The sequence below is a fragment of the Streptomyces sp. NPDC093221 genome, assembly GCF_044753885.1.
Classification (GTDB): Bacteria; Actinomycetota; Actinomycetes; order Streptomycetales; family Streptomycetaceae; genus Actinacidiphila.
This window is the reverse complement of the sequence record NZ_JBIVOA010000006.1, coordinates 83843-102892: the sequence shown is the minus strand read 5'-3', so window position 1 is coordinate 102892 and position 19050 is coordinate 83843. Positions and strand designations below refer to the sequence as shown.

Here is a 19050-nt window from a genome sequence, read left to right as displayed (position 1 = left end):
CTTCAGGGCAGCCGTGATCGACGGACGCCGCCCGCTGTCGTGAGATGCGTGCTGTGCGGCCGCTCCTGTCAGCTCACCGCCGCGATGGTGGCGCCGGGGACCAGCGGGCACGGCACGAGGACGCTCTCGGCCCGCTTGCCGGGGTCGTCGAGCATCGCGTGCAGCTGGTCCACGGCGATCCGGCCGATCTCCTTGCGGGGGATCTCCAGCGAGGCCCACTGACCTGCGAGGTCCGCGGAAGCCCCTTCCAGTACGGCGACCGAGACGTCCTCGGGGATCTTGCGGCCCCGGCTCGCGAGGCCGTCACGCAGCGCCTCCGCGAGCCGTACGCTCTCCACCACGACGGCGGTCGCGCCGCCGTCCGCCACCTCGTCCAGCCACGCCTGGTCGAGGTCGGCCGCGCCGAGGTGGCCCGGGGAGGTGTCCGTCAGCCCGAGCCGCGCGATGGCCTCGGCGTAGCCGGTGCGGCGGTCGGCGTACGGTTCCAGTTCCAGCCAGTCGCGCACGTAGCCGAACCGCCGGTGGCCGTGGTCCGCGAGGCGCTCGACGATCTGTCCGCTGGCCGACCGGTAGTCGGGGATGATCTGCGGGATCTCCGCGCCGGGCACCTCGCGGCGGCCGATGTGCACGAAGGTGTACCCCTCGTACCAGAGCCGGGCCAGCTCGCCGCGGTCGGTCGCCACACCGAGCAGGATGCTGCCGTCGGCCAGATTCAGCCGGTTCGTGCCGCCCCGGTAGATCTTGCGCTCGCCGTCGCCGCCGGCCCCGGTGGAGGTGAACAGCACCAGGTCGAAGCCGGTCTCCTCCGCGCGTTCCTCGATGCCGAGCAGGAACTCGAAGTAGAAGTCCTCGCGCGCGTGCGGGAAGACCCGCTCGAAGGTGTGCACGCCCAGCAGGTTGTTGCGCTGATTGCGCATCGCCCGGGCGGCGGGGTTGGCGACGTAACCCAACTCCTTCACGGCGTCGAAGACCCGCCGCCGGGTCTCCTCCGAGATCCGCGCGGTCGCCGCGTCACCGCTGATCACCCGGGACACCGCCGACTGGGACACTCCGGCGAGCCGTGCCACGTCCGCCTGGTTGGGCGCCCTGCCGCGTCGTTGTCCTGTCATCACTCCCCCTGGAGTGCTTCCCGCCGGGCGGTGGTCGCCGCGGCGTGTGTCGTGTCGGCCATCACCCCGGCCCGGCCCTTGGCGTGCAGCCAGCACTTCGCCCAGTGGCCGTCGCCGAGGTCGGTGACCGGTGGGGCCTGCTCGGCGCACTCCTTCATCGCGAACGGGCAGCGGGGGTGGAAGCGGCAGCCCGCGGGCGGGTCGATCAGGCTGGGCGGCTCGCCCAGTTCGTCGGCGCCCGCGAAGAACGCCTCGCGGTCGCCGACACCGCGCTCGGGGTCGGGCGAGGACTCGATGAGCAGCTTGGTGTACGGGTGCTGGGGGGACGCGATGACGTCCTCCTTCGGCCCCGACTCCACCATCTGCCCTGCGTACATCACGGCGATCTCGTCGCACAGGTAGCGGGCGCTGGCGATGTCGTGCGTGATGTACAGCAGCGCCAGGCCGTCCTCGGCGCGCAGCCGCTGGAGCAGATTGAGCATCTCCAGCCGGATGGACACGTCGAGCATGGAGATCGGCTCGTCCCCGAGCAGGACTTTGGGTTCCACGGCGAGCGCGCGGGCGATGACGACGCGCTGGCGCTGGCCCCCGGACAGCTCGTGCGGGAACTTCGCGGCGAATTCGGCGGCCGGGGTGAGGCTGACCTTCTCCAGCAGCAGCGTCATCCGCTGCTCGCGTTCGGCCGCGGACAGGTGCGGGTGGTGCAGCCGCAGCGCCCGGTCGAGGTTGTAGCGGACCCGGTGCATCGGGTTCAGGGAGCCGAAGGGGTCCTGGAAGATCATCTGGACCTCGGAGTGGTAGGCGCGCCGCCCTCGCCTGCTGCGGCTCACCGGCTCGCCGCGCAGCAGGATCTCGCCCCGCGTCGGTTCGTGGAAGCGGGCCAGCATCCGTGCGAGCGTGGTCTTCCCGCTGCCGCTCTCCCCCACCAGCGCCAGGATCTGACCGGGCTTCAGCCGGACCGTGGCGTCCTCGACCGCGCGGACGACGGAGGTACGGCCGAGCGCGCCGCGGGCGGTGAAGTGCTTGGAGACGTCGAGGGCCTCCAGTACATACGGCGGCGCTTCGTGCGCCGCGTCGGGCGTGCGGGCCTCTTCGTCCGGAGCGGACACGGCCTCGGTCATGTGCTTGCTCATCGGGTCTCGCCTCCGTTGTCGCCGTCGGTCTCGTTGAGCAGGCACGCCGCTTCGTGTCCCGGCCCGGGGCCCACCGGCAGCAGCAGCGGCAGCCGCTCGTCGCACCCGTCCGTCCGCCGCGCGCAGCGCGGGTGGAACGGGCAGCCCGACGGCAGTCGGCGCAGGTCGGAGGGTGTGCCGGGGATGCCGTGCAGATCGCGCAGCGGGGCGTGCAGCGGCGGGAAGGAGTCGCGCAGCCCCTGGGTGTAGGGGTGCTTGGGCGCCCCGTAGATGGCCGCGGCCTCGCCCACCTCGACGATGCGGCCCGCGTACATCACGGCGATACGGTCGGCCAGCTCCAGCAGCAGCGACAGGTCGTGGGTGACGAAGACGACGGCGAAGCCCAATTCCTTGCGCAGGCGCAGCACTTGGGCGAGGATCTGCCGCTGCATGACCACGTCGACGGCGGTCGTGGGCTCGTCCATCACCACCAACTCCGGCCCGCAGGCCAGGGCCAGGGCGATGGCGGCCCGCTGACGCATTCCGCCGGACAACTGGTGCGGGTAGTCGCGGATCCGGTCCGCGGAGATGCCGACCAGGCCGAGCAGTTCGGCCGCCCGCGCCCAGGCGGCCCGCTTGTTCAGCGCGCGGTCGTGAGCGCGCAGGACGTCGGCGAACTGGGCGCCGATGCGCATCACCGGGTTCAGCGCGTCCATCGCGGACTGGAGCACGATGGACAGGGCCGTCCACCGGTAGCGGCGCATCCGCTTGCCGTCGAGCGCGGCGAGGTCGACCGGCGGCGCGCCGTCCCTGCCGTGGAAGAGGATCTCGCCCGCGGTGGTGACGGCCGGCGGGCGCTGGAGCCGGGTCAGGGCGGTGATCAGCGTGGATTTCCCCGAGCCGGACTCTCCGGCGACGCCGAGGATCTCCCCTCGGCGCAGGGTGAAGGAGATGTCGGAGCAGGCGCGCACCGGATCGGCTCCGGTGGCGTATTCGACGGTCAGGCCGCGGACTTCGAGGACGGTCTGTCCCGCGGGGATCAGCGGCCGGTGCTTCGGCTCTGTGTGGACGGTCATCAGGCCGTGCCTCCCGTCCGCGCCAGTTGCCTGGTGCGCCGGGCGGACACCGGTCGGGCGACGCGCAGTTTGGGGTTGGCCAGTTCGTCGATGCCGAAGTTGACCAGCGCCGCCGCGGTGCCGATCAGGGCGATGCACAGGCCGGGCGGCACGAACCACCACCACAGGCCGCGCAGGACCGCGCTCTGCTGCTGCGCTCCTTGGATCATCGTCCCCCAACTGATCGACGAGGAGTCGGAGATGCCGAGGAAGGCCAGTCCCGCCTCGGCCATGACGGCGCCGATCATCGCGTGCAGGAACATCGACGCGATGAGGCCGGTCAGGTGCGGCAGCACTTCGGCGAAGACCAGTCGGCGACCGCGCTCGCCGAGCATCCGCATGGCGCGTACGAAGTCGCGGTTGGCGATGCTCATGGCCTGGGCGCGCAGCGTGCGCGCGCCGCCCGACCAGCCGAAGAAGCCGATGATCAGGGCGATCGTGGTGAGCCCTGTGCCCTGGAGGTAACCGGCCACGATCATGATGAGCGGCAGCGTCGGCATGACGAGGAAGAGATTCGTCAGGAAGTTCAGGGCGCCGTCGATCTTGCCGCCGTAGAACCCGGCCGGTACGCCGACCAGGATCGCGATCGCCGTGCCGACCACCGCGCCGAGCACGCCGACGTACATCGAGCCGCGGGCACCGGCCACGACCTGGGCGAGCATGTCCTGCCCGTACTGGTTGGTGCCCAGCGGATGTCCGCCGCCGGGCGACCGGGAGATGGCGGTGGTGTCGTTGGCGCGCGGGTCCAGGCCGAGCAGGCTGTGCGTCAGCCAGGGGCCGAACACGGCGAGCAGGAGGAAGAGGACGAGGATGCCCAGGCCGATGCGGACTTTCCAGCCGCGGAGGAAGAGGGTACGCACGGCCGGTCACCCCCCTTCTCTGATGCGCGGGTCGAGCAGCACGTACACGGAGTCCGCCAGGAGGTTGGCCAGCAGCACGGTGAGGGTGATGAGGAAGAACACGCCCTGCATCACCGGGTAGTCGCGCTGTTGGAGAGAGGTGTAGAGCAGATAGCCGATGCCCGGGTAGTTGAAGACGACCTCGGTGAGCAGGGCGCCGCCGACGACGTGGCCGAGTGCGAGGGTGAAGCCGGTGAAGTTCGGCAGGACCGCGTTGCGGGCGGCGTAGCGGAGCATCACCCGGCGGCCGGACAGGCCCTTGGCCTGGGCGAGCAGGACGTAGTCCTCACGGACCGTGGTGACCGTCATGTTGCGCATGCCCAGCAGCCAGCCGCCGAAGGCCGAGAAGACGATGGTCGCCGCCGGGAGCACTCCGTAGTGCAGCACGCTCAGGACGAACGACGGCGAGAAGCCGATCGTCAGGTCGGCGTCGTATCCGCCGGCCAGCGGGAACCAGTCCAGTTGGAAGGCGAAGAGCCACAGGCCGATCAGCGCCATCCAGAAGTAAGGGACCGCCGAGACGAAGGTGGTCAGCGGGCTGACGATCGTGTCGAACCGGCTGCCCGCCTTCCAGCCCGCCATCGCGCCGATGCCGGTGCCCAGGACGAACGCGATCACGGTGGTGACGCCGACCAGCAGCATCGTCCAGGGCAGGCCCTGCCGGAGCAGGCTGGTGACCGGGGTGGGGTAGTTGCTGATCGAGACGCCCAGATCGAGGTGCGCCAACTGGCTGAGGTAGTCCAGGTATTGGCGGCCGATACCGGCGTTCGGATTGCCGAACACCTTCTGGATGGACTCCATGGCGCTCGGCGACATCTGCTGACCGCTGACGGTCTGGAGCTTCTCGACGATCGCGGCCGACGGATCGCCGGGCATCATCCGGGGCAGGAAGAAGTTCAGGGTGATCGCCGACCAGGTGGCGGCCAGGTAGAAGCCCAGTCGGCGCAGCAGGAATCCCCAGCGGCGCGGAATCCGGAACCGGCCGGCCGCCGGTACGGCGGAGGCGGCGATCGCGGTCACGCGGTGGCCTGCTTCAAGTTGAGCAGGGTGAGGGTGGCGTCCGGACCGTTGCCGGGGAAGGGCACGTAGGAGAAGTGCTCGGGGGTGGGCCAGCCGCTCCAGCGCTTGGCGTTGATCAGGACGAACCAGTAGCTGTTGTAGATCGGGCTGTACGGCACCTGCTCGGCGACGATCCGTTGCAGCTTCTCGCCCGCGCTCTTGGTGACGGCCGGGTCGGCCGACGACAGCAGGTCGGTGATCGCGGCGTCGGTCGGCGCGTCCTTCCACCGGCCGAAGTTGGTGGCGGCCGTCTGCCCGAGCGGCCGCGACGCCCGGCTGCTCAGTGCGCTGTAGACACCGGCGACGCCCGCTCCGCCCGAGGTACTGATGGTGAGGTCGAACTCGCCGGTCTGCTGCTGCTCGTAGAGGTTGGCGCCGGGCGCGCCGACCGACTTGACCTTGATCCCCAGGTGCTCCTGCCAACCGCGGACCATCATGTTCGCGTAGGGGTCCCACCCGAAGTCCTGGTTGAACGAGAGCTTCGGAGCGTAGGACTTGCCGTCCTTGACGAGCTTGCCGCCCTTGACCTCGTAGCCGCTGAGGGCGAGTTCCCTCTTGGCCGCCTCGGCGTCGACCTGCTGCGCCTTGCCCCGGTACTCGGGCAGGATGACGTCCCCGTAGATCTGGTCCACCAGCCCCGTCGGGCCCGCCTCGGTGCCGGGGCGCTCAAGGGTGGTGACGATGTCCTTGCGGGGAATCGTCATCGCCAGCGCCCGCCGTACGTGGACGTTGTCGAAGGGCGCCTTCGCGGTGTTGTAGAAGAGGGAGTAGGCGCCGCCGGTCGCGTACTTCTGGTAGAGGTTGTGCCGGGGATCCTTGGCGGTGTACTCCTGCTCGCCGTTGCCCCAGGCCGCCAGCGCCCAGTCCACGTCGCCGCGCACCAACTGCGCGCGCAGGGCGTCTCCGTTGGTCGGAATGATCTTGATCTGCTTCACGGCGAACCGGCCGCCCCAGTAGTCGGTCCGCGCGCGCAGGGTGATCTGCTGGGGCGCGAACCTGTCCAGGGTGAAGGGGCCGGTGCCGACCGGGTCCGGGTTGGACCAGCTCTTGATGTTCTTGCCCTGCCAGATGTGCGCGGGCACCACCGGGACCTGGATGGAGGCGAGTTGGCTCAGCTCGCTGAAGGCGGCGTGCGGCCAGTGCACCGTGACGGTCGAGGAGTCCACCTTGGCGACGCGGTCGTACGTGGTGCCGCCGAGGTTGAAGCTGGGGTCCTTCAGCGGGAGGTTCAGCGAGAAGAGCACGTCGTCGGCGGTCATGGGCTTGCCGTCGGAGAAGGTCACGTCCTCGCGCAGCTTCACGGTGAGCGTGGTGCCCGTCGGGTCGAACTCCAGGCTCTTGGCCAGCCAGGGCTTGACCTTCGCGCCGTCGCTGTAGTCGACCCGCGCCAACGGCTCATAGATCATCTCGGCGTTGGGCGACTTCTGGATGGCGGGGCCGAAGACGTTGTAGTTGCGGATGAAGGTCGTCCCGCCGTCGGTCTTCCCGAAGACCAGCGCGCCCGAGCCCTTGCCCGCACCGCCCGTGGCGGCCGTACCGCTCTTGCAAGCGCTCGCCCCCAGCGGTATGGCGAGGGCCGCCCCGGCGGCGCGAGCAATAAAGGCTCTTCTGGTGGGCATGGCTGACTCCTGCTCCTCGTGAGTGGCGATACAGCGCACAAAAGGGGGTGCACATACGTATGAGCACGAGTGGCTGAGCTGTCATGGCCTCTGCTTCTACGTATGATCCGGAAACGTACGCACGTTGCCGGGAGGGGTCAAGACGGTGACGGGAAGATTTTCCAGCCACCTCAACGGCGCCTGGGACACGGCGGAACGGCTCCCCGGGACGTCACCCGGGGCTCTCCCGGCCACCGTCCCGTACGGCCGGCGGGCGCGCCGGGGATGACCGCCGACGGGCGTTGACACCCCTGGGTGATCGCTCTAAGTTGGCGCACCGGCCGACGCACTTCACCGGCGCCTGACGTCATGGCCAGGCAGCGCCGGCCGCGCGTTCACTCGCGTTCGGCGCCCGGACACGACGTGCGCCGCGCGTTTTCACGACGCTTTCCCCGGCGCCTTTCGCATTCCCTTCCAAGTGCCTCGTCCGCTCGCCGCCGAACGCATTCGCCGCTCAATGGTGAGGGACGGGACACCCGGTACGCCCCTGACCCGAGCGGGGCCGGACCGGTGCCTCCACCGGCCCCGCTCGCCCACCGAGCCCGCGCGCGCCGTCACGCGTCCTCGCTCTCGTCCCCGTTCTCGTCGTTTCTCTCGTCCTCACTCGCCTCGCATTCCCCACCCCTTTTCGTATTCCAGGATTCAGGAGCCCGCGCATGTCGCGACCCGACCGGCAGCATTCCGTCTGGGGCCGTGTTCCGCGCCCCGCGTACGGCGCCGACTACAACCCCGAGCAGTGGGACGCGGCGACGTGGAAGGACGACGTCCGCCTGATGCGCGAGGCGGGGGTCAATCTGGTCTCGCTCGGCGTCTTCGCCTGGTCCTGGATCGAGCCCCGGCGGGACGCCTTCGACTTCTCCGGCCTCGACGAGGCCGTCGAGCTGCTGCACGCGTCGGGCATCGCCGTCGACCTGGCCACGCCGACGGCCGCTCCGCCCCTGTGGTTCTCGCACGCCCACCCGGAGTCGCTGCCCGTGACCGCCGACGGACGGCGGCTGGCGCCCGGCTCGCGGCAGGCGTACTGCCCGTCGTCACCGCTCTACCGGGAGCGCGCCGCGATCGTCACCCGCCGCCTCGCCGAGCGCTACGGCGACCATCCCGCGGTGGTGATGTGGCACGTCAACAACGAGTACGCCAACGGCAACGCGCACTGCTGGTGCGAGACCTCCGCGACGGCGTTCCGCACCTGGCTGCGCACCACGTACGGCGACGACCTGGACGCCCTCAACGACCGCTGGGGCACCGGCGTCTGGGGCATGACCTACAGCGACTGGAGCCAGGTGACCCCGCCGCGTACCAGCACCAGCCGCCTCCCGCCCGCCCTGTGGCTGGACTTCTACCGGTTCAGCGACGCCGAACACCTGGCCTGCTTCCGGGCCGAGCGCGACATCGTGCGCGCCCACTCCCCCGGCCGTCCGGTCACCACAAACTTCATGGCGAGCGCGCTGCGTTGGAGCGACTACTGGCGCTGGGCGCGGGAGGTCGACATCGTCTCCAACGACCACTACCTCGGGTCCGAGGATCCGCACCGCGCCGCCGAGCTCGCGTTCGCCGCCGACCTCACCCGCGGGCTGGCCGGCGGGCGGCCCTGGCTGCTCATGGAGCACTCCACCTCCGGGGTGCAGTGGCAGCCCCGCAACATCGCCAAAGTCCCGGGCGAGATGGCCCGCAACACCCTGACGCACCTCGCCCGCGGCGCCGACGGAACGCTGTTCTTCCAGTGGCGGCAGTCCGCGTACGGCCCGGAGAAATGGCACTCGGCGATGCTCCCGCACGGCGGCGAGGACACCCGGGTCCGGCGGGAGGCCAGCGCCCTCGGCAACGCCGTGTCGCGTCTGGCCGACGTCGCCGAGAGCACCTGCCCGCAGGCCCCGGTCGCGCTGCTCCTGGACTACGAGGCGATGTGGGCCCTGGAGCTGCCCGACCGGCCGAGCTCGGACCTGACCTGCGGAGACGCGCTCCGCACCTGGCACCGCGCGCTGTGGACCGCCGGTCTGGGCTGCGACATCGTCCCCGCCCCCGGTGCGCACCGGCTTCTGCTCGTGCCCTCGCTGTACGCGCTGTCCGCTTCGACGGCGCGCGCCCTGGAGGCGTACGTCGAAGGCGGCGGCCACCTGGTCGTCGGTCCCTTCAGCGGCGTGGTGGACCCCGACGACCGTGTCCATCCCGGGCCGTACCCCGGAGCGCTCCGCGATCTGCTCGGCCTGACCGTGGACGAGTACCTGCCGCTCACGGCCGGAGCCACCGTCGCCCTGGACGACGGCTCGACCGGGAACGTATGGGCCGAGCGGGTCGTCCCTGACGCCGGGACCGAGGTGGAGTGCCGCTTCGCCGACGGGCCCGCGGCCGGTGGCCCGGCGGTCCTGCGCCGCGGAAACGTCCGCTATCTCGCCACCCGCCCCGACGTCCCGTCCCTCCTGCGCCTGCTTCCCCGGTGGGCCGCGCAGGCCGGTTGCGCGCCCGCGCCCCGGGGGTCCGGCGACGGCGTGGAGGTCATCCGCAGAAGCGGGCCTTCCGGGGAGCGGTCCTGGCTCTTCGTCGTCAACCACACCGAGGCGACCGCGCATGTGGCCGCCACGGGGACCGACCTCCTGTCCGGCGCTCGCGTGCCGGGAGTCGTCGCCGTTCCGGCGGGCGAGGCGGCGGTGGTGGAGGAAGGCGGTACGGGTCCTCGCTGACGTGTCCCCTTGCCACGAGGTGCCGCGAGGTGCGGCGAGTCGCCGCGAGGTGCCGCGGGGCAGGTCCGAGCAGTCCGCGGCGGTCGAGGCCCCGGCCTGCCGTGTCACCCTCTCGCGGCGGGCATGGGCTGAGGTCAGCGGACAGGGCTGAGGTCAGCGGACGGCGGGTGGCCCCACCTCACCGAGGTGTTCGTGCGCCAGGCGGACGGCCATGGCGCCCTCGCCGACGGCGGAGGCGACCCGTTTGACCGAGCCGCTGCGGACGTCACCGACGGCGAAGACGCCCGGCAGACCCGTCTCCAGGGCGAGCGGGGCGCGGGCCAGGGGATTCCAGAGGTCCGCTGTCAGGTGGACCACGTCCTGCCCGGTGGGAATGAAGCCGCGCCGGTCCAGGGTGACGGCGTCGGCGAGCCAGGACGTGGCGGGGCGCGCACCGATGAACACGAACAGGGCGCGGACCGCCAGCGTCTGCTGCTCGCGGGTGCGGTTGTTTTCGACGACGAGGGATTCGACCCGGTCCTCGCCGGTCACCTCCCGGACTTCGGTATGCGGCCGGACATGGATCCGCGAGTGCCGCTCGATCCGGTCGATCAGGTAGCGGGACATGCTGTGTTCCAGGTCGTCGCCGCGGACCAGAAGGTGGACGGCGGGCGACTCGCGTGCCATGAACAGGGCCGCCTGACCGGCGGAGTTGCCGCCGCCGACGACGGCCACCGGATCGAGACGACAGGTCCGTGCCTCCCAGACGGTGGCGGCGTAGTGCACCCCGAGTCCTCTGAACCGCTCGACGCCGGGGGCGGTCAGCCGCCGGTAGCGCGCGCCGGTGGCCACCACGATGTTGGCGGCGGTGACCGTGCCGCCGTCGGCGAGCCGCACCACGCTGTTCCCGTCGCGCTGTTCGAGGCCGGTGGCCTCGGCGGGGACGTCGATCCGGGCGCCGAACCGGTTGGCCTGTACGACGGCGCGTTCGGCGAGCTCCATGCCGGAGATCCCGGCGGGGAAACCGAGGTAGTTCTCGATCCGGGAGGAGGTGCCGGCCTGGCCGCCGGTCGCCACGGCGTCCAGCACGACGGTGGAGAGTCCCTCGGAGGCGCCGTACACCGCGGCGGCCAGGCCACCGGGTCCCGCACCGACCACCACCAGGTCGCAGACGGCCTTCGCGGCGGTCCCGGCGCGCAGCCCGATGACCCGGGCGAGCGCGGCGTTGGAGGGATTGCGCAGCACCCGGTGGTCGTTCCAGACGACGATCGGGGTCTCCTGCGGAGCGATCCCCAGGCGCGTGAGCAGCGCCTCGGCCTCGGTGTCCTTCTCCAGATCGAACCAGCGGTGCGGGAGGCGGTTGCGGGCGGCGAACTCCAGCAGCCGCCGGGTGTCGGAGGAGAAGGCGGAGCCGATGATGCGGAAGCCCGTGCCCGCGCCGGCCAGCATCGTACGGCGCAGCAGGTAGGCGCGGAGGATCACGTCGCCGAGCGCGGGTTCGCGGCTGAGCAGATCGCGCAGGGCCGCCGAGCCCACCGCCAGGACCTCGCCCGGTGTTCTCACCACCGCGCTGAGGAAGGCGGTCTGGCCCTCCAGCACGCCGAGTTCGCCGAGGAAGCTGTGCGGACCGTGCACCTGGACGACCTGCTCCTGGTCGCCTTGGCCTTCGACCACGGCCACCGTGCCGCTGAGGACGACGAAGAACTGTTCAGTGCGTTCGCCCGCCCGGAAGAGGTGTTCCCCCTCCCTGACCTGCCGCACCTGTCCGGCGGGGTCCAGGAGCGCGATCTGGTCGTCCGTCAGCCGCGGGTAGGCGTCGTGAACGTCGGCGGTCGGGGTCAGGGGCGGCATCACGACGGTTCGCTTCCTTCGTCAGGAACAGCGGTGGACGCGTACGGCAGAGGAGGGGAACAGCGGCGGACGCGGTGTCGGAGGCGCCGTGCGAGCCCGCCCGGCTCAGACCATCGACTCGTGGACGAAACACCACCGCCAGTCCTCGCCGGGCTGGAACGACCGCACGATCGGGTGCCCGTCGGCTGCCGCGTGGGCACGGGCGTGCCGCATCGGCGAGGAGTCGCAGCATCCGACGTGGCCGCAGGTCAGGCACAGCCGCAGGTGCACCCACGCAGTCCCCATGCGCAGGCAGTCCTCGCAGCCCTGCGGTGTCCTGGGCGTCACGGGCCGGACCATGGACAGGTGCGGGTCGGGAAGAGTGGTCATCACGGCCTCCTGGTCGCGGGATCGGCCGGTCCGGGGGACGTCGACAGCGACTCGTTCACCCACTGGCGGAGCGCGTTCGCGGGCGCGGCGCCGGTCTGGCGGGCGACGGGCCTGCCGTGGTCGAGGATCAGCAGGGTGGGGACGGCCTGGACCTCGAACCGTCTGGCCAGGGCCGGTGACGTGTCGATGTCGACCTTCACGAGCTTGATCCGGCCGGCGAGGTCCTCGGCGACCTGTTCCAGGGCTGGGCTCACCATCCGGCAGGGGCCGCACCAGGTGGCCCACAGGTCGACCAGCACGGGCAGGCTCGCCTGCTCGGCGACCTCACCGAAGTCGGCGTCGCCCGCTTCGGCGATCCACGGCAGCGGCGCCCGGCAGTTTCCGCAGCGCGGACTGCCGCCCGCCGCGGCGGGTACGCGGTTGGTCCGGCCGCAGTTGGCGCAGACGACGGTCCGTACCCGGGCCTGCGCGCCAGTGGTGCCGTCACGGGCCGGGCGGTCGTCGCGGCCTTCCTGAGAGGTGCTCATCACGGCTCCTGCGGCTGGTCCTGGAGAGAGACGGTCAGTTCGCCGCCTGCGGCGTCGACCACGATGGTCACGCCTTCGCGTGCCTCGCCGCTGAGCAACGCCCGGCCGATCCTGGTCTCGACCTCGTGCGAGATGAAGCGGCGCAGCGGCCTGGCTCCGTAGACCGGGTCGTAGCCCTCGGCCGCGATCAGGTGGCGGGCCGGCTCGGTGAGGACGAGCGTGACGCGCTGCTCGGAGAGGCGGTCGCGCAGTTCGTCGAGGAGCAGGTCGACGATGCGCTCGATCTGCGCGATGCCGAGCGGGTGGAAGAGGACGATGTCATCGACGCGGTTGAGGAACTCGGGGCGGAAATGACCGTTGAGTTCGGTCATCACCAGCGCCCGCGCCTCGGGCTTGATCTCGCCGGCCTGGGTGGCGTCCTGGAGCAGGTACTGCGACCCGAGGTTGGAGGTCATGATGATCACGGTGTTGCGGAAGTCGACGGTGCGTCCCTGCGCGTCGGTGATCCGGCCGTCGTCCAGCACCTGGAGCAGGGTGTTGAAGACGTCGGCGTGCGCCTTCTCGATCTCGTCGAACAGGACGACGGAGTACGGCTTGCGGCGCACCGCCTCGGTGAGCTGGCCGCCCTCCTCGTAACCCACGTATCCGGGGGGCGCGCCGACCAGGCGGCTGACGGTGTGGCGTTCCTGGTACTCGCTCATGTCGAGGCGGATCATGTTGCTCTCGCTGTCGAACAGCGCCGCGGCCAGCGTCTTGGCCAGCTCGGTCTTCCCGACACCGGTCGGGCCGAGGAAGATGAACGAGCCGATCGGCCGCCGCGGGTCGCGTACCCCGGAGCGGGCCCGTATCACCGCGTCGGCGACGAGCTGGACGGCCTCGTCCTGGCCCACGACCCGCTCGCGCAGGATCTCGTCCAGCTTGAGCAGCTTCTGCCGTTCGCCCTCCTGAAGGCGGGTGACGGGGATACCGGTCCACGCCGAGACGATCTCGGCGATCTCCTCGGCGGTCACCACCTCGCGCAGCAGTCGGCTCTCGCCCTGCTTGTTGGCGAGCTGTTCCTCCTCGGCGGTCAGCCGGCGCTCCAGTTCGCTGACGGTTCCGTAGCGCAGCTGGGCGGCCCGGTTGAGGTCGTAGGCGCGTTCGGCCTGCTCGGCCTCCTGCCGGGCGCGTTCCAATTCCTGGCGCAGTTCCTGGACCTTGCGGATGGCCTGGCGCTCGGCCTCCCACTGGGCGTGCTTGGCGTCCACCTCACCGCGCAGGTCGGCCAGTTCGCGCCGCAGGTCCTCCAGGCGGGCGCGGCTGGCCGGGTCGGTCTCCTGGTCCAGCGCGGCCTCCTCGATCTCCAGTCGGGTCGCCCGCCGGGTGAGTTCGTCGAGTTCGGCGGGCATGGAGTCGATCTCGGTCCGCAGCCGGGCGCATGCCTCGTCGACCAGGTCGATGGCCTTGTCCGGGAGGAAGCGGTCGCTGATGTAGCGGTGGCTGAGGGTGGCCGCGGCGACCAGGGCGTTGTCCTGGATCTTGACGCCGTGGAAGATCTCCAGGCGCTCGCGGATGCCGCGCAGGATGGAGATGGCGTCCTCGACGGTCGGCTCGTCCACCTGGACGGTCTGGAAGCGGCGCTCCAGGGCGGCGTCGGACTCGATGTGCTTGCGGTACTCGTCCAGCGTGGTGGCCCCGATCATGTGCAGCTCGCCGCGGGCCAGCATCGGCTTGAGCATGTTGCCCGCGTCCATCGCGCCCTCGGCGGCGCCGGCCCCGACGACGGTGTGCAGCTCGTCCACGAACAGCAGGATCCGGCCCTCGGCGCCTTTGACCTCCGACAGAACGGCCTTGAGGCGCTCCTCGAACTCGCCGCGGTATTTCGCCCCGGCCACCAGCGACCCCATGTCGAGCGAGAACACCGTCTTGTCCCGCAGCCCTTCCGGCACGTCGCCGCGCACGATGCGCTGGGCCAGACCCTCGACGATGGCGGTCTTGCCGACGCCCGGTTCGCCGATCAGGACGGGGTTGTTCTTGCTCTTGCGGCTGAGGATCTGGATCACCCGGCGGATCTCGGCGTCCCGGCCGATCACCGGGTCGAGGCGGCCGGTGCGGGCCTCCACGACGAGGTCGCGCCCGTACTTCTCCAGGGCCTCGTAGGCGTCTTCAGGAGTGGCGGAGGTGACCCGTTGGTTCCCGCGCACCGTGGTGAGGGCGGTGAGGAAGGAGTCCTTGGTGACGCCCTGTTCGCCGAGCCGCCGGCCGGCCGCGGTGGTCGCCCCCTCGTCCACCAGTGCCAGCACCATGTGCTCGGTGGAGACGTACTCGTCCTTGAGCCGCTTGGCCTCCTGCTCGGCGCTGTCGAGCAGCCGGGCCAGCCGCTGGGTCACCATCACCTGGCCGGGGGCGGCGCCCGGACCCGTCGTGCGGGGGCGTTTGACGAGATCGGCCTCGACCGCGGCCCGCAGAGCGGCCGGGTCGGCGCCGGCGTCGGCCAGCAGACGGGTGGTCAGGCCGTCGCGCTGATCGAGCAGGGCCAGCAGCAGGTGCTCCCCGTCGACCTCGGTGTGGCCCATACGGACCGCGGCGCTCTGTGCTTCCTGGAGCGCTTCCTGGGATTTCTGGGTGAGGCGATTCATGTCCATGGTGTGGGCTCCTTGGCGGCTCGTTCGCTGCGCCGCAGTGCGTTTTCCAGGCGTTCGATGCGGTCGAGCATGTCCAGGACGACGCCGATGGCCGCGTAGTTGAGACACAGTCCGTCCCGCAGCCGCTGCACTCGGGCGAGGGCCGAGGGCGCGCTCGCCAGGAACCACAGCCGGCCCCGGGCGTCACGCTCGGCGTCGACAAGACCGAGAGCCACGAAACGCCTGACGAGTTCGGGCGGCAGTCCACTGCGGCCGGCCACCACGGCCATGGAGAGCTGATAGGGGCTGGTACTGGTCCGGTAGACGCGCACCAGCGGATAGGCGGCCCTGGAGCCGGGCTGTCCGGCGCCTTCGGCGGGAGAACGGTGTTCGGCTCTCATGTCTGCTTCCTCGGGTCGAAGGAGGAGACCGCGGCCAGTTCCTCGAACAACTCACGTTCACGCGGGCTGGGCGAGGGCGGCACCATCACCTGGATTTCGGCGTAGAGGTGGCCCGGGGAACCTTTGGGGCGTGGCATCCCCTCGCCGCGCAGCCGCAACCGGCGGCCGGTGGAGGTACCGGGCGGCACATGCGCCTTGACCGTCCCGCCCGGACCGGAGACCGGCACCGTCGCCCCCAGCGCGGCCTCCCAGGCGGTGACCGGCAGATCGACGTGGACGTCGTGCCCGACGAGCCGGTAGCGGGGATGGCGGGCGATACGGACCACCAGATAGAGGTCCCCGGCGGAACCCGGGCCGCGGCCCCGGCCGCCCTCCCCCGCGAGCCGGATGCGCTGCCCGTCGACGACGCCCGCCGGGATGGTGACGTCGTAACTGCGCTCCCCGCCGGGCCCGCCGAGGGTGATCTTCCGTCGGCCGCCGCGGTACGCCTCCTCCACGCTGAGGGTGAGTTCGGCCTCCTGGTCCGCGCCGGGGATCGGGCTGCCCCGCCCGGCGCCGCGCGCCCGGCCGCCGAACACACCTCCGAAGAGATCCTCGAAGTCCACGCCAGAGGCGTCGAAGTCGGACTCGGTCCAGGTCCGGGCGCCTGCCCGGCCGTCGCCTCGGGTGCCGGCGAAGGGACTGCCGCGGTACGCGCCGGCTCCGCCGCCGAAGCCCTGGCCGGCCGCGACGCGCTCGTCGTAGTCCTCCGGGATCTGCCGGAAGTCCGGGCCGAAACGGTCGTAGCGCGACCGGGTGCCGGGGTCGGAGAGCACGCTGTACGCCTCGTTGATCTGCTTGAAGCGCTCCTCGGCGGCCGGATCGCGGTTGACGTCCGGGTGGTAGCGGCGAGCCAGGGTACGGAACGCCTGCTGGATCTCGGCCGCGTCGGCGCCGCGCGGGACGCCGAGCACCTCGTAGTAGTCCTCTGCCATGGCGGCCTCACTCCTGCTTGCGGCTGACCGCTACCGCGGCCGGCCGCAGCTGGTGACCGGGGTCGCCGTAACCGGGCCGCAGCACCTGGACGACGGTGCCCGCAGGTGTGTCGGGTTCATCCACCACGGACACCACCTCGTGCTGCTCGGGGTGGAAGGGGACGCCGGTCTCCTCGTAGCGGGGGTAGCCGAGGCTTCGCAGCACCTCGACGGCCTGGTCGCGTACCGCCCGGACTCCGCTGACGATCGCGCCGCGGTCGTCGGCGCCCGCGTGGGCGAGGGCCAGTTCCAGGTTGTCGACGACCGGGAGGAACGCCGCGGCCACCTTGGCCCGCTCGGCCTCCCGTTCCCGGGGAAGCTCACGGGCGTAGCGCTTGCGGAGATTGTCGAGGTCGGCGAGGGCTCGCCGCCACCGGTCCTCCAGCTCCTCCGCACCGGGGCCGCGGCGTGTGGATTCCGCCTCCCGCTCCCTGGCTTCCGGGGCCCGCGGGGGCGTCCGCGGTGCGGCACTCCGCTCGGGCGACGTCGGCTCGGGCGACGTCGGCTCGGGCGGCGTCCGCTCGGACTCGGGCGGCGTCGGCTCGGGCGACGTCGGCTCGGACTCGGGCGGGGAGCGGTCCTCGGCGGGACGCGTCTGTTCCTGGTCCGACATGTCGCCGCCTCAGCTCTTGTCGAATTCGGCGTCGATGACGTCGTCGTCGCCCCTCGGGGAGTCGCCCCCGGGCCCCTGGCCGGGCTCGGCTCCGCCGCCCCCGGCTCCGCCCGGTTCAGCGGCGTGGGCGGCCAGCGCCGCGTGGATCTGCTGGAGTTCGGAGGTCAGGCTCCGGGACCGTTCCGCCGGAGCCTCCTCCTTGACGGCGGTACGCGCCTCGTCGGTGAGCAGTTGGGCGCGGGCGCGCTCGTGCTCCGGTGCGGCGTCGCCGAGGTCGTCCAGCCGGCGCTCCACCTGGTAGGCGGCGGCGTCGAGCTCGTTGCGGGCGTCGATGGCCTCGCGCAGGGCCTGGTCGCTGGTGCGGTTGTTCTCGGCCTCGTTGATCATCCGCTCGACCTCGGACGGGTCGAGGTTGGAGCCCTCGCTGATGGTGATCGACTGCTCGGCGCCGGTGTCCCGGTCCTTGGCGCTGACCTTGAGGATGCCGTTGGCGTCGATGTCGAAGGTGACCTCGATCTGGGTCTCCCCACGCCGGGCCGGCCGCAGGTTCTCCAGCCGGAAGCGGCCCAGCACGCGGTTGTCGGCTGCCAGTTCGCGTTCGCCCTGAAGCACGACGATGTCCACGGCCGGCTGGTTGTCCTCGGCGGTGGAGAAGGTCTCGGACCGGCGGGCGGGGATGGTGGTGTTCCGGTCGATGATCTTGGTCATCACGCCGCCGGCCGTCTCGACGCCCAGCGACAGGGGGGTGACGTCCAGGAGCAGGACGTCCTTGACCTCGCCCTTGAGCACGCCTGCCTGGACGGCGGCGCCCAGCGCCACCACCTCGTCGGGGTTGACGCTCATGTTCGGGTCCCTGCCGCCGGTCAGCCGGCGGACCAGGTTCTGCACGGCCGGTATGCGGGTCGAGCCGCCGACGAGGATGACCTCGTCGATGTCGTTGTCGGTGACCTTGGCGTCGCTCATCGCCGTCCTGATCGGTTCCAGGCAGCGCTCCACCAGGTCCGAGGTGATCTGCTCGAAGGTGGAGCGGCGGACGGTCTCGGTGAGGTGCTTCGGCCCGGAGGCGTCCGCCGTGATGAAGGGCAGGCTCACCTGGGTCTGGGTGACCGAACTCAGCTCCGTCTTCGCCTTCTCGGCCGCCTCGAACAGGCGCTGCAATGCCTGCGGGTCCTTGCGCAGGTCGATGCCTTCGGACGCCTGGAAGCCGTCCGCCAAGTGGTCCACCAGTCGGCGGTCGAAGTCGTCGCCGCCCAGATGGGAGTCGCCCGCGGTGGCGCGGACCTCCACGACGCCGTCGCCGACGTCCAGCAGGCTCACGTCGAACGTGCCGCCGCCGAGGTCGAAGACCATGACCGTCTCGTGGCCCTGCTTGTCCAGCCCGTAGGCCAGCGCCGCGGCTGTCGGTTCGTTGATGATCCGCAGGACTTCGAGGCCGGCGATCTTCCCGGCGTCCTTGGTGGCCTGGCGCTGGGCGTCGTTGAAGTACGCCGGTACGGTGATGACCGCCTCCGTCACCTTCTCGCCGAGCGACTTCCCGGCGTCGTCGGCGAGCTTGCGCAGCACCTGCGCGCTGATCTCCTCCGGCGCGTACTGCTTTCCGCTCACCTCGAAGCGGGCCACCCCGCCGGGCCCCTCGACCACGTCGAAGGAGACCGCTTTGGCCTCGTCGGAGATCTCGTCGTAGCGACGTCCGATGAACCGCTTCGCGGAGGTGATGGTGCCTTTGGGGTTGAGGATCGACTGCCGCCGCGCGAGCTGTCCGACCAGCCGCTGGCCGTCATCGGAGAAGGCGACCACCGACGGGGTCGTCCTGGCCCCCTCCGCGTTCGGGACGACGGTGGGCTCACCGCCCTCCCAGACGGCGATGACCGAGTTGGTGGTACCGAGGTCGATGCCTACTGCCTTCGCCATAAGAATCTCCTCCGTCGCGAGGCGGAACCGGCCGGCGGGCCGCCGGGCGCACGGCGCCGGACCCGCACAGTCTGCGAGCCTTACGCAGTACGCGGTGGACTTCCTCGCCCCGGGATGACCAATCCGCGCCGCCTTTCCGGTCCCCGAGGACGG

Annotated in this window: 15 protein-coding genes; 1 reads left to right on the top strand and 14 read right to left on the bottom strand. The window is 71.2% G+C overall.

Going from position 1 to position 19050, the window contains the following annotated elements:
* Nucleotides 1–68: 68 nt before the first annotated feature.
* Genes ACIQCJ_RS23510 through ACIQCJ_RS23485 form a run of 6 tightly spaced genes read right to left on the bottom strand, consistent with a single transcriptional unit; the run spans nucleotide 69 to nucleotide 6913 of the window.
* The gene (locus ACIQCJ_RS23510) at nucleotides 69–1109 is read right to left on the bottom strand and encodes a LacI family DNA-binding transcriptional regulator (protein WP_402712419.1); all 1041 of its coding nucleotides are present in this window, start codon (nucleotides 1107–1109) and stop codon (nucleotides 69–71) included.
* Nucleotides 1109–2242: an ABC transporter ATP-binding protein gene (locus ACIQCJ_RS23505; protein WP_402712417.1), complete on the bottom strand. Its 1134-nt coding sequence runs from the start codon at nucleotides 2240–2242 to the stop codon at nucleotides 1109–1111. The genes ACIQCJ_RS23510 and ACIQCJ_RS23505 overlap by 1 nt, the downstream gene beginning before the upstream one ends.
* Nucleotides 2239–3297, bottom strand: coding sequence for an ABC transporter ATP-binding protein (locus tag ACIQCJ_RS23500; protein ID WP_402712415.1), 1059 nt, complete (start codon nucleotides 3295–3297; stop codon nucleotides 2239–2241). The genes ACIQCJ_RS23505 and ACIQCJ_RS23500 overlap by 4 nt, the downstream gene beginning before the upstream one ends.
* Nucleotides 3297–4196: an ABC transporter permease gene (locus ACIQCJ_RS23495; protein ID WP_402712413.1), complete on the bottom strand. Its 900-nt coding sequence runs from the start codon at nucleotides 4194–4196 to the stop codon at nucleotides 3297–3299. Before ACIQCJ_RS23495 ends, ACIQCJ_RS23500 begins: the two co-directional genes overlap by 1 nt.
* A gap of 6 nt (nucleotides 4197–4202) precedes the next feature.
* On the bottom strand, nucleotides 4203–5246 hold the full coding sequence (locus tag ACIQCJ_RS23490; protein ID WP_391161381.1) for an ABC transporter permease subunit: 1044 nt from the start codon (nucleotides 5244–5246) through the stop codon (nucleotides 4203–4205).
* A gap of 5 nt (nucleotides 5247–5251) precedes the next feature.
* Nucleotides 5252–6913 carry an ABC transporter substrate-binding protein gene (locus tag ACIQCJ_RS23485; RefSeq protein WP_402712412.1) on the bottom strand — a complete coding sequence of 554 codons (1662 nt, stop codon included), beginning with the start codon at nucleotides 6911–6913 and terminating at the stop codon, nucleotides 5252–5254.
* A gap of 695 nt (nucleotides 6914–7608) precedes the next feature.
* Between ACIQCJ_RS23485 and ACIQCJ_RS23480 the strand changes: the two genes are divergently transcribed.
* Nucleotides 7609–9630: a beta-galactosidase gene (locus ACIQCJ_RS23480; protein WP_402712410.1), complete on the top strand. Its 2022-nt coding sequence runs from the start codon at nucleotides 7609–7611 to the stop codon at nucleotides 9628–9630.
* Nucleotides 9631–9783: 153 nt separating this feature from the next.
* On the opposite strand, the gene ACIQCJ_RS23475 is transcribed toward ACIQCJ_RS23480, so the two are convergent.
* From ACIQCJ_RS23475 to dnaK, 8 genes are all read right to left on the bottom strand, one after another.
* Nucleotides 9784–11460, bottom strand: a complete 1677-nt coding sequence (locus tag ACIQCJ_RS23475) for an FAD-dependent oxidoreductase (protein WP_402712544.1) — start codon at nucleotides 11458–11460, stop codon at nucleotides 9784–9786.
* A gap of 105 nt (nucleotides 11461–11565) precedes the next feature.
* Nucleotides 11566–11829: a UBP-type zinc finger domain-containing protein gene (locus ACIQCJ_RS23470; RefSeq protein ID WP_355332779.1), complete on the bottom strand. Its 264-nt coding sequence runs from the start codon at nucleotides 11827–11829 to the stop codon at nucleotides 11566–11568.
* Nucleotides 11829–12356 (bottom strand): thioredoxin, encoded by a 528-nt coding sequence (gene trxA / locus ACIQCJ_RS23465; protein WP_355332781.1) that lies wholly within the window; start codon nucleotides 12354–12356, stop codon nucleotides 11829–11831. Before trxA ends, ACIQCJ_RS23470 begins: the two co-directional genes overlap by 1 nt.
* Nucleotides 12356–14980 (bottom strand): ATP-dependent chaperone ClpB, encoded by a 2625-nt coding sequence (gene clpB / locus ACIQCJ_RS23460; RefSeq protein ID WP_355332784.1) that lies wholly within the window; start codon nucleotides 14978–14980, stop codon nucleotides 12356–12358. Before clpB ends, trxA begins: the two co-directional genes overlap by 1 nt.
* Nucleotides 14971–15360: a chaperone modulator CbpM gene (locus ACIQCJ_RS23455; protein ID WP_402712409.1), complete on the bottom strand. Its 390-nt coding sequence runs from the start codon at nucleotides 15358–15360 to the stop codon at nucleotides 14971–14973. The genes clpB and ACIQCJ_RS23455 overlap by 10 nt, the downstream gene beginning before the upstream one ends.
* Nucleotides 15357–16334: a J domain-containing protein gene (locus ACIQCJ_RS23450; protein WP_355332789.1), complete on the bottom strand. Its 978-nt coding sequence runs from the start codon at nucleotides 16332–16334 to the stop codon at nucleotides 15357–15359. Before ACIQCJ_RS23450 ends, ACIQCJ_RS23455 begins: the two co-directional genes overlap by 4 nt.
* Before the next feature lie 7 nt (nucleotides 16335–16341).
* A complete protein-coding gene (locus ACIQCJ_RS23445; RefSeq protein ID WP_401721300.1) occupies nucleotides 16342–16986 on the bottom strand; it encodes a nucleotide exchange factor GrpE in 645 nt (214 codons plus the stop codon).
* Between the two features lie 9 nt (nucleotides 16987–16995).
* Entirely contained in the window at nucleotides 16996–18897 is a 1902-nt protein-coding gene (gene dnaK, locus ACIQCJ_RS23440) for a molecular chaperone DnaK (protein ID WP_402712408.1), read from the bottom strand.
* Nucleotides 18898–19050: the final 153 nt, after the last annotated feature.

Excerpts from the sequence above, each read along its gene's own strand:
- ACIQCJ_RS23455 (WP_402712409.1), bottom strand. The coding sequence starts at position 15,360 with ATGAGAGCCGAACACCGTTCTCCCGCCGAAGGCGCCGGACAGCCCGGC.
- ACIQCJ_RS23500 (WP_402712415.1), bottom strand. The coding sequence starts at position 3,297 with ATGACCGTCCACACAGAGCCGAAGCACCGGCCGCTGATCCCCGCGGGA.
- ACIQCJ_RS23450 (WP_355332789.1), bottom strand. The coding sequence starts at position 16,334 with ATGGCAGAGGACTACTACGAGGTGCTCGGCGTCCCGCGCGGCGCCGAC.
- dnaK (WP_402712408.1), bottom strand. The coding sequence starts at position 18,897 with ATGGCGAAGGCAGTAGGCATCGACCTCGGTACCACCAACTCGGTCATC.
- clpB (WP_355332784.1), bottom strand. The coding sequence starts at position 14,980 with ATGGACATGAATCGCCTCACCCAGAAATCCCAGGAAGCGCTCCAGGAA.
- ACIQCJ_RS23475 (WP_402712544.1), bottom strand. The coding sequence starts at position 11,460 with ATGCCGCCCCTGACCCCGACCGCCGACGTTCACGACGCCTACCCGCGG.
- ACIQCJ_RS23485 (WP_402712412.1), bottom strand. The coding sequence starts at position 6,913 with ATGCCCACCAGAAGAGCCTTTATTGCTCGCGCCGCCGGGGCGGCCCTC.
- ACIQCJ_RS23480 (WP_402712410.1), top strand. The coding sequence starts at position 7,609 with ATGTCGCGACCCGACCGGCAGCATTCCGTCTGGGGCCGTGTTCCGCGC.
- ACIQCJ_RS23505 (WP_402712417.1), bottom strand. The coding sequence starts at position 2,242 with ATGAGCAAGCACATGACCGAGGCCGTGTCCGCTCCGGACGAAGAGGCC.
- trxA (WP_355332781.1), bottom strand. The coding sequence starts at position 12,356 with ATGAGCACCTCTCAGGAAGGCCGCGACGACCGCCCGGCCCGTGACGGC.
- ACIQCJ_RS23510 (WP_402712419.1), bottom strand. The coding sequence starts at position 1,109 with ATGACAGGACAACGACGCGGCAGGGCGCCCAACCAGGCGGACGTGGCA.
- ACIQCJ_RS23445 (WP_401721300.1), bottom strand. The coding sequence starts at position 16,986 with ATGTCGGACCAGGAACAGACGCGTCCCGCCGAGGACCGCTCCCCGCCC.
- ACIQCJ_RS23470 (WP_355332779.1), bottom strand. The coding sequence starts at position 11,829 with ATGACCACTCTTCCCGACCCGCACCTGTCCATGGTCCGGCCCGTGACG.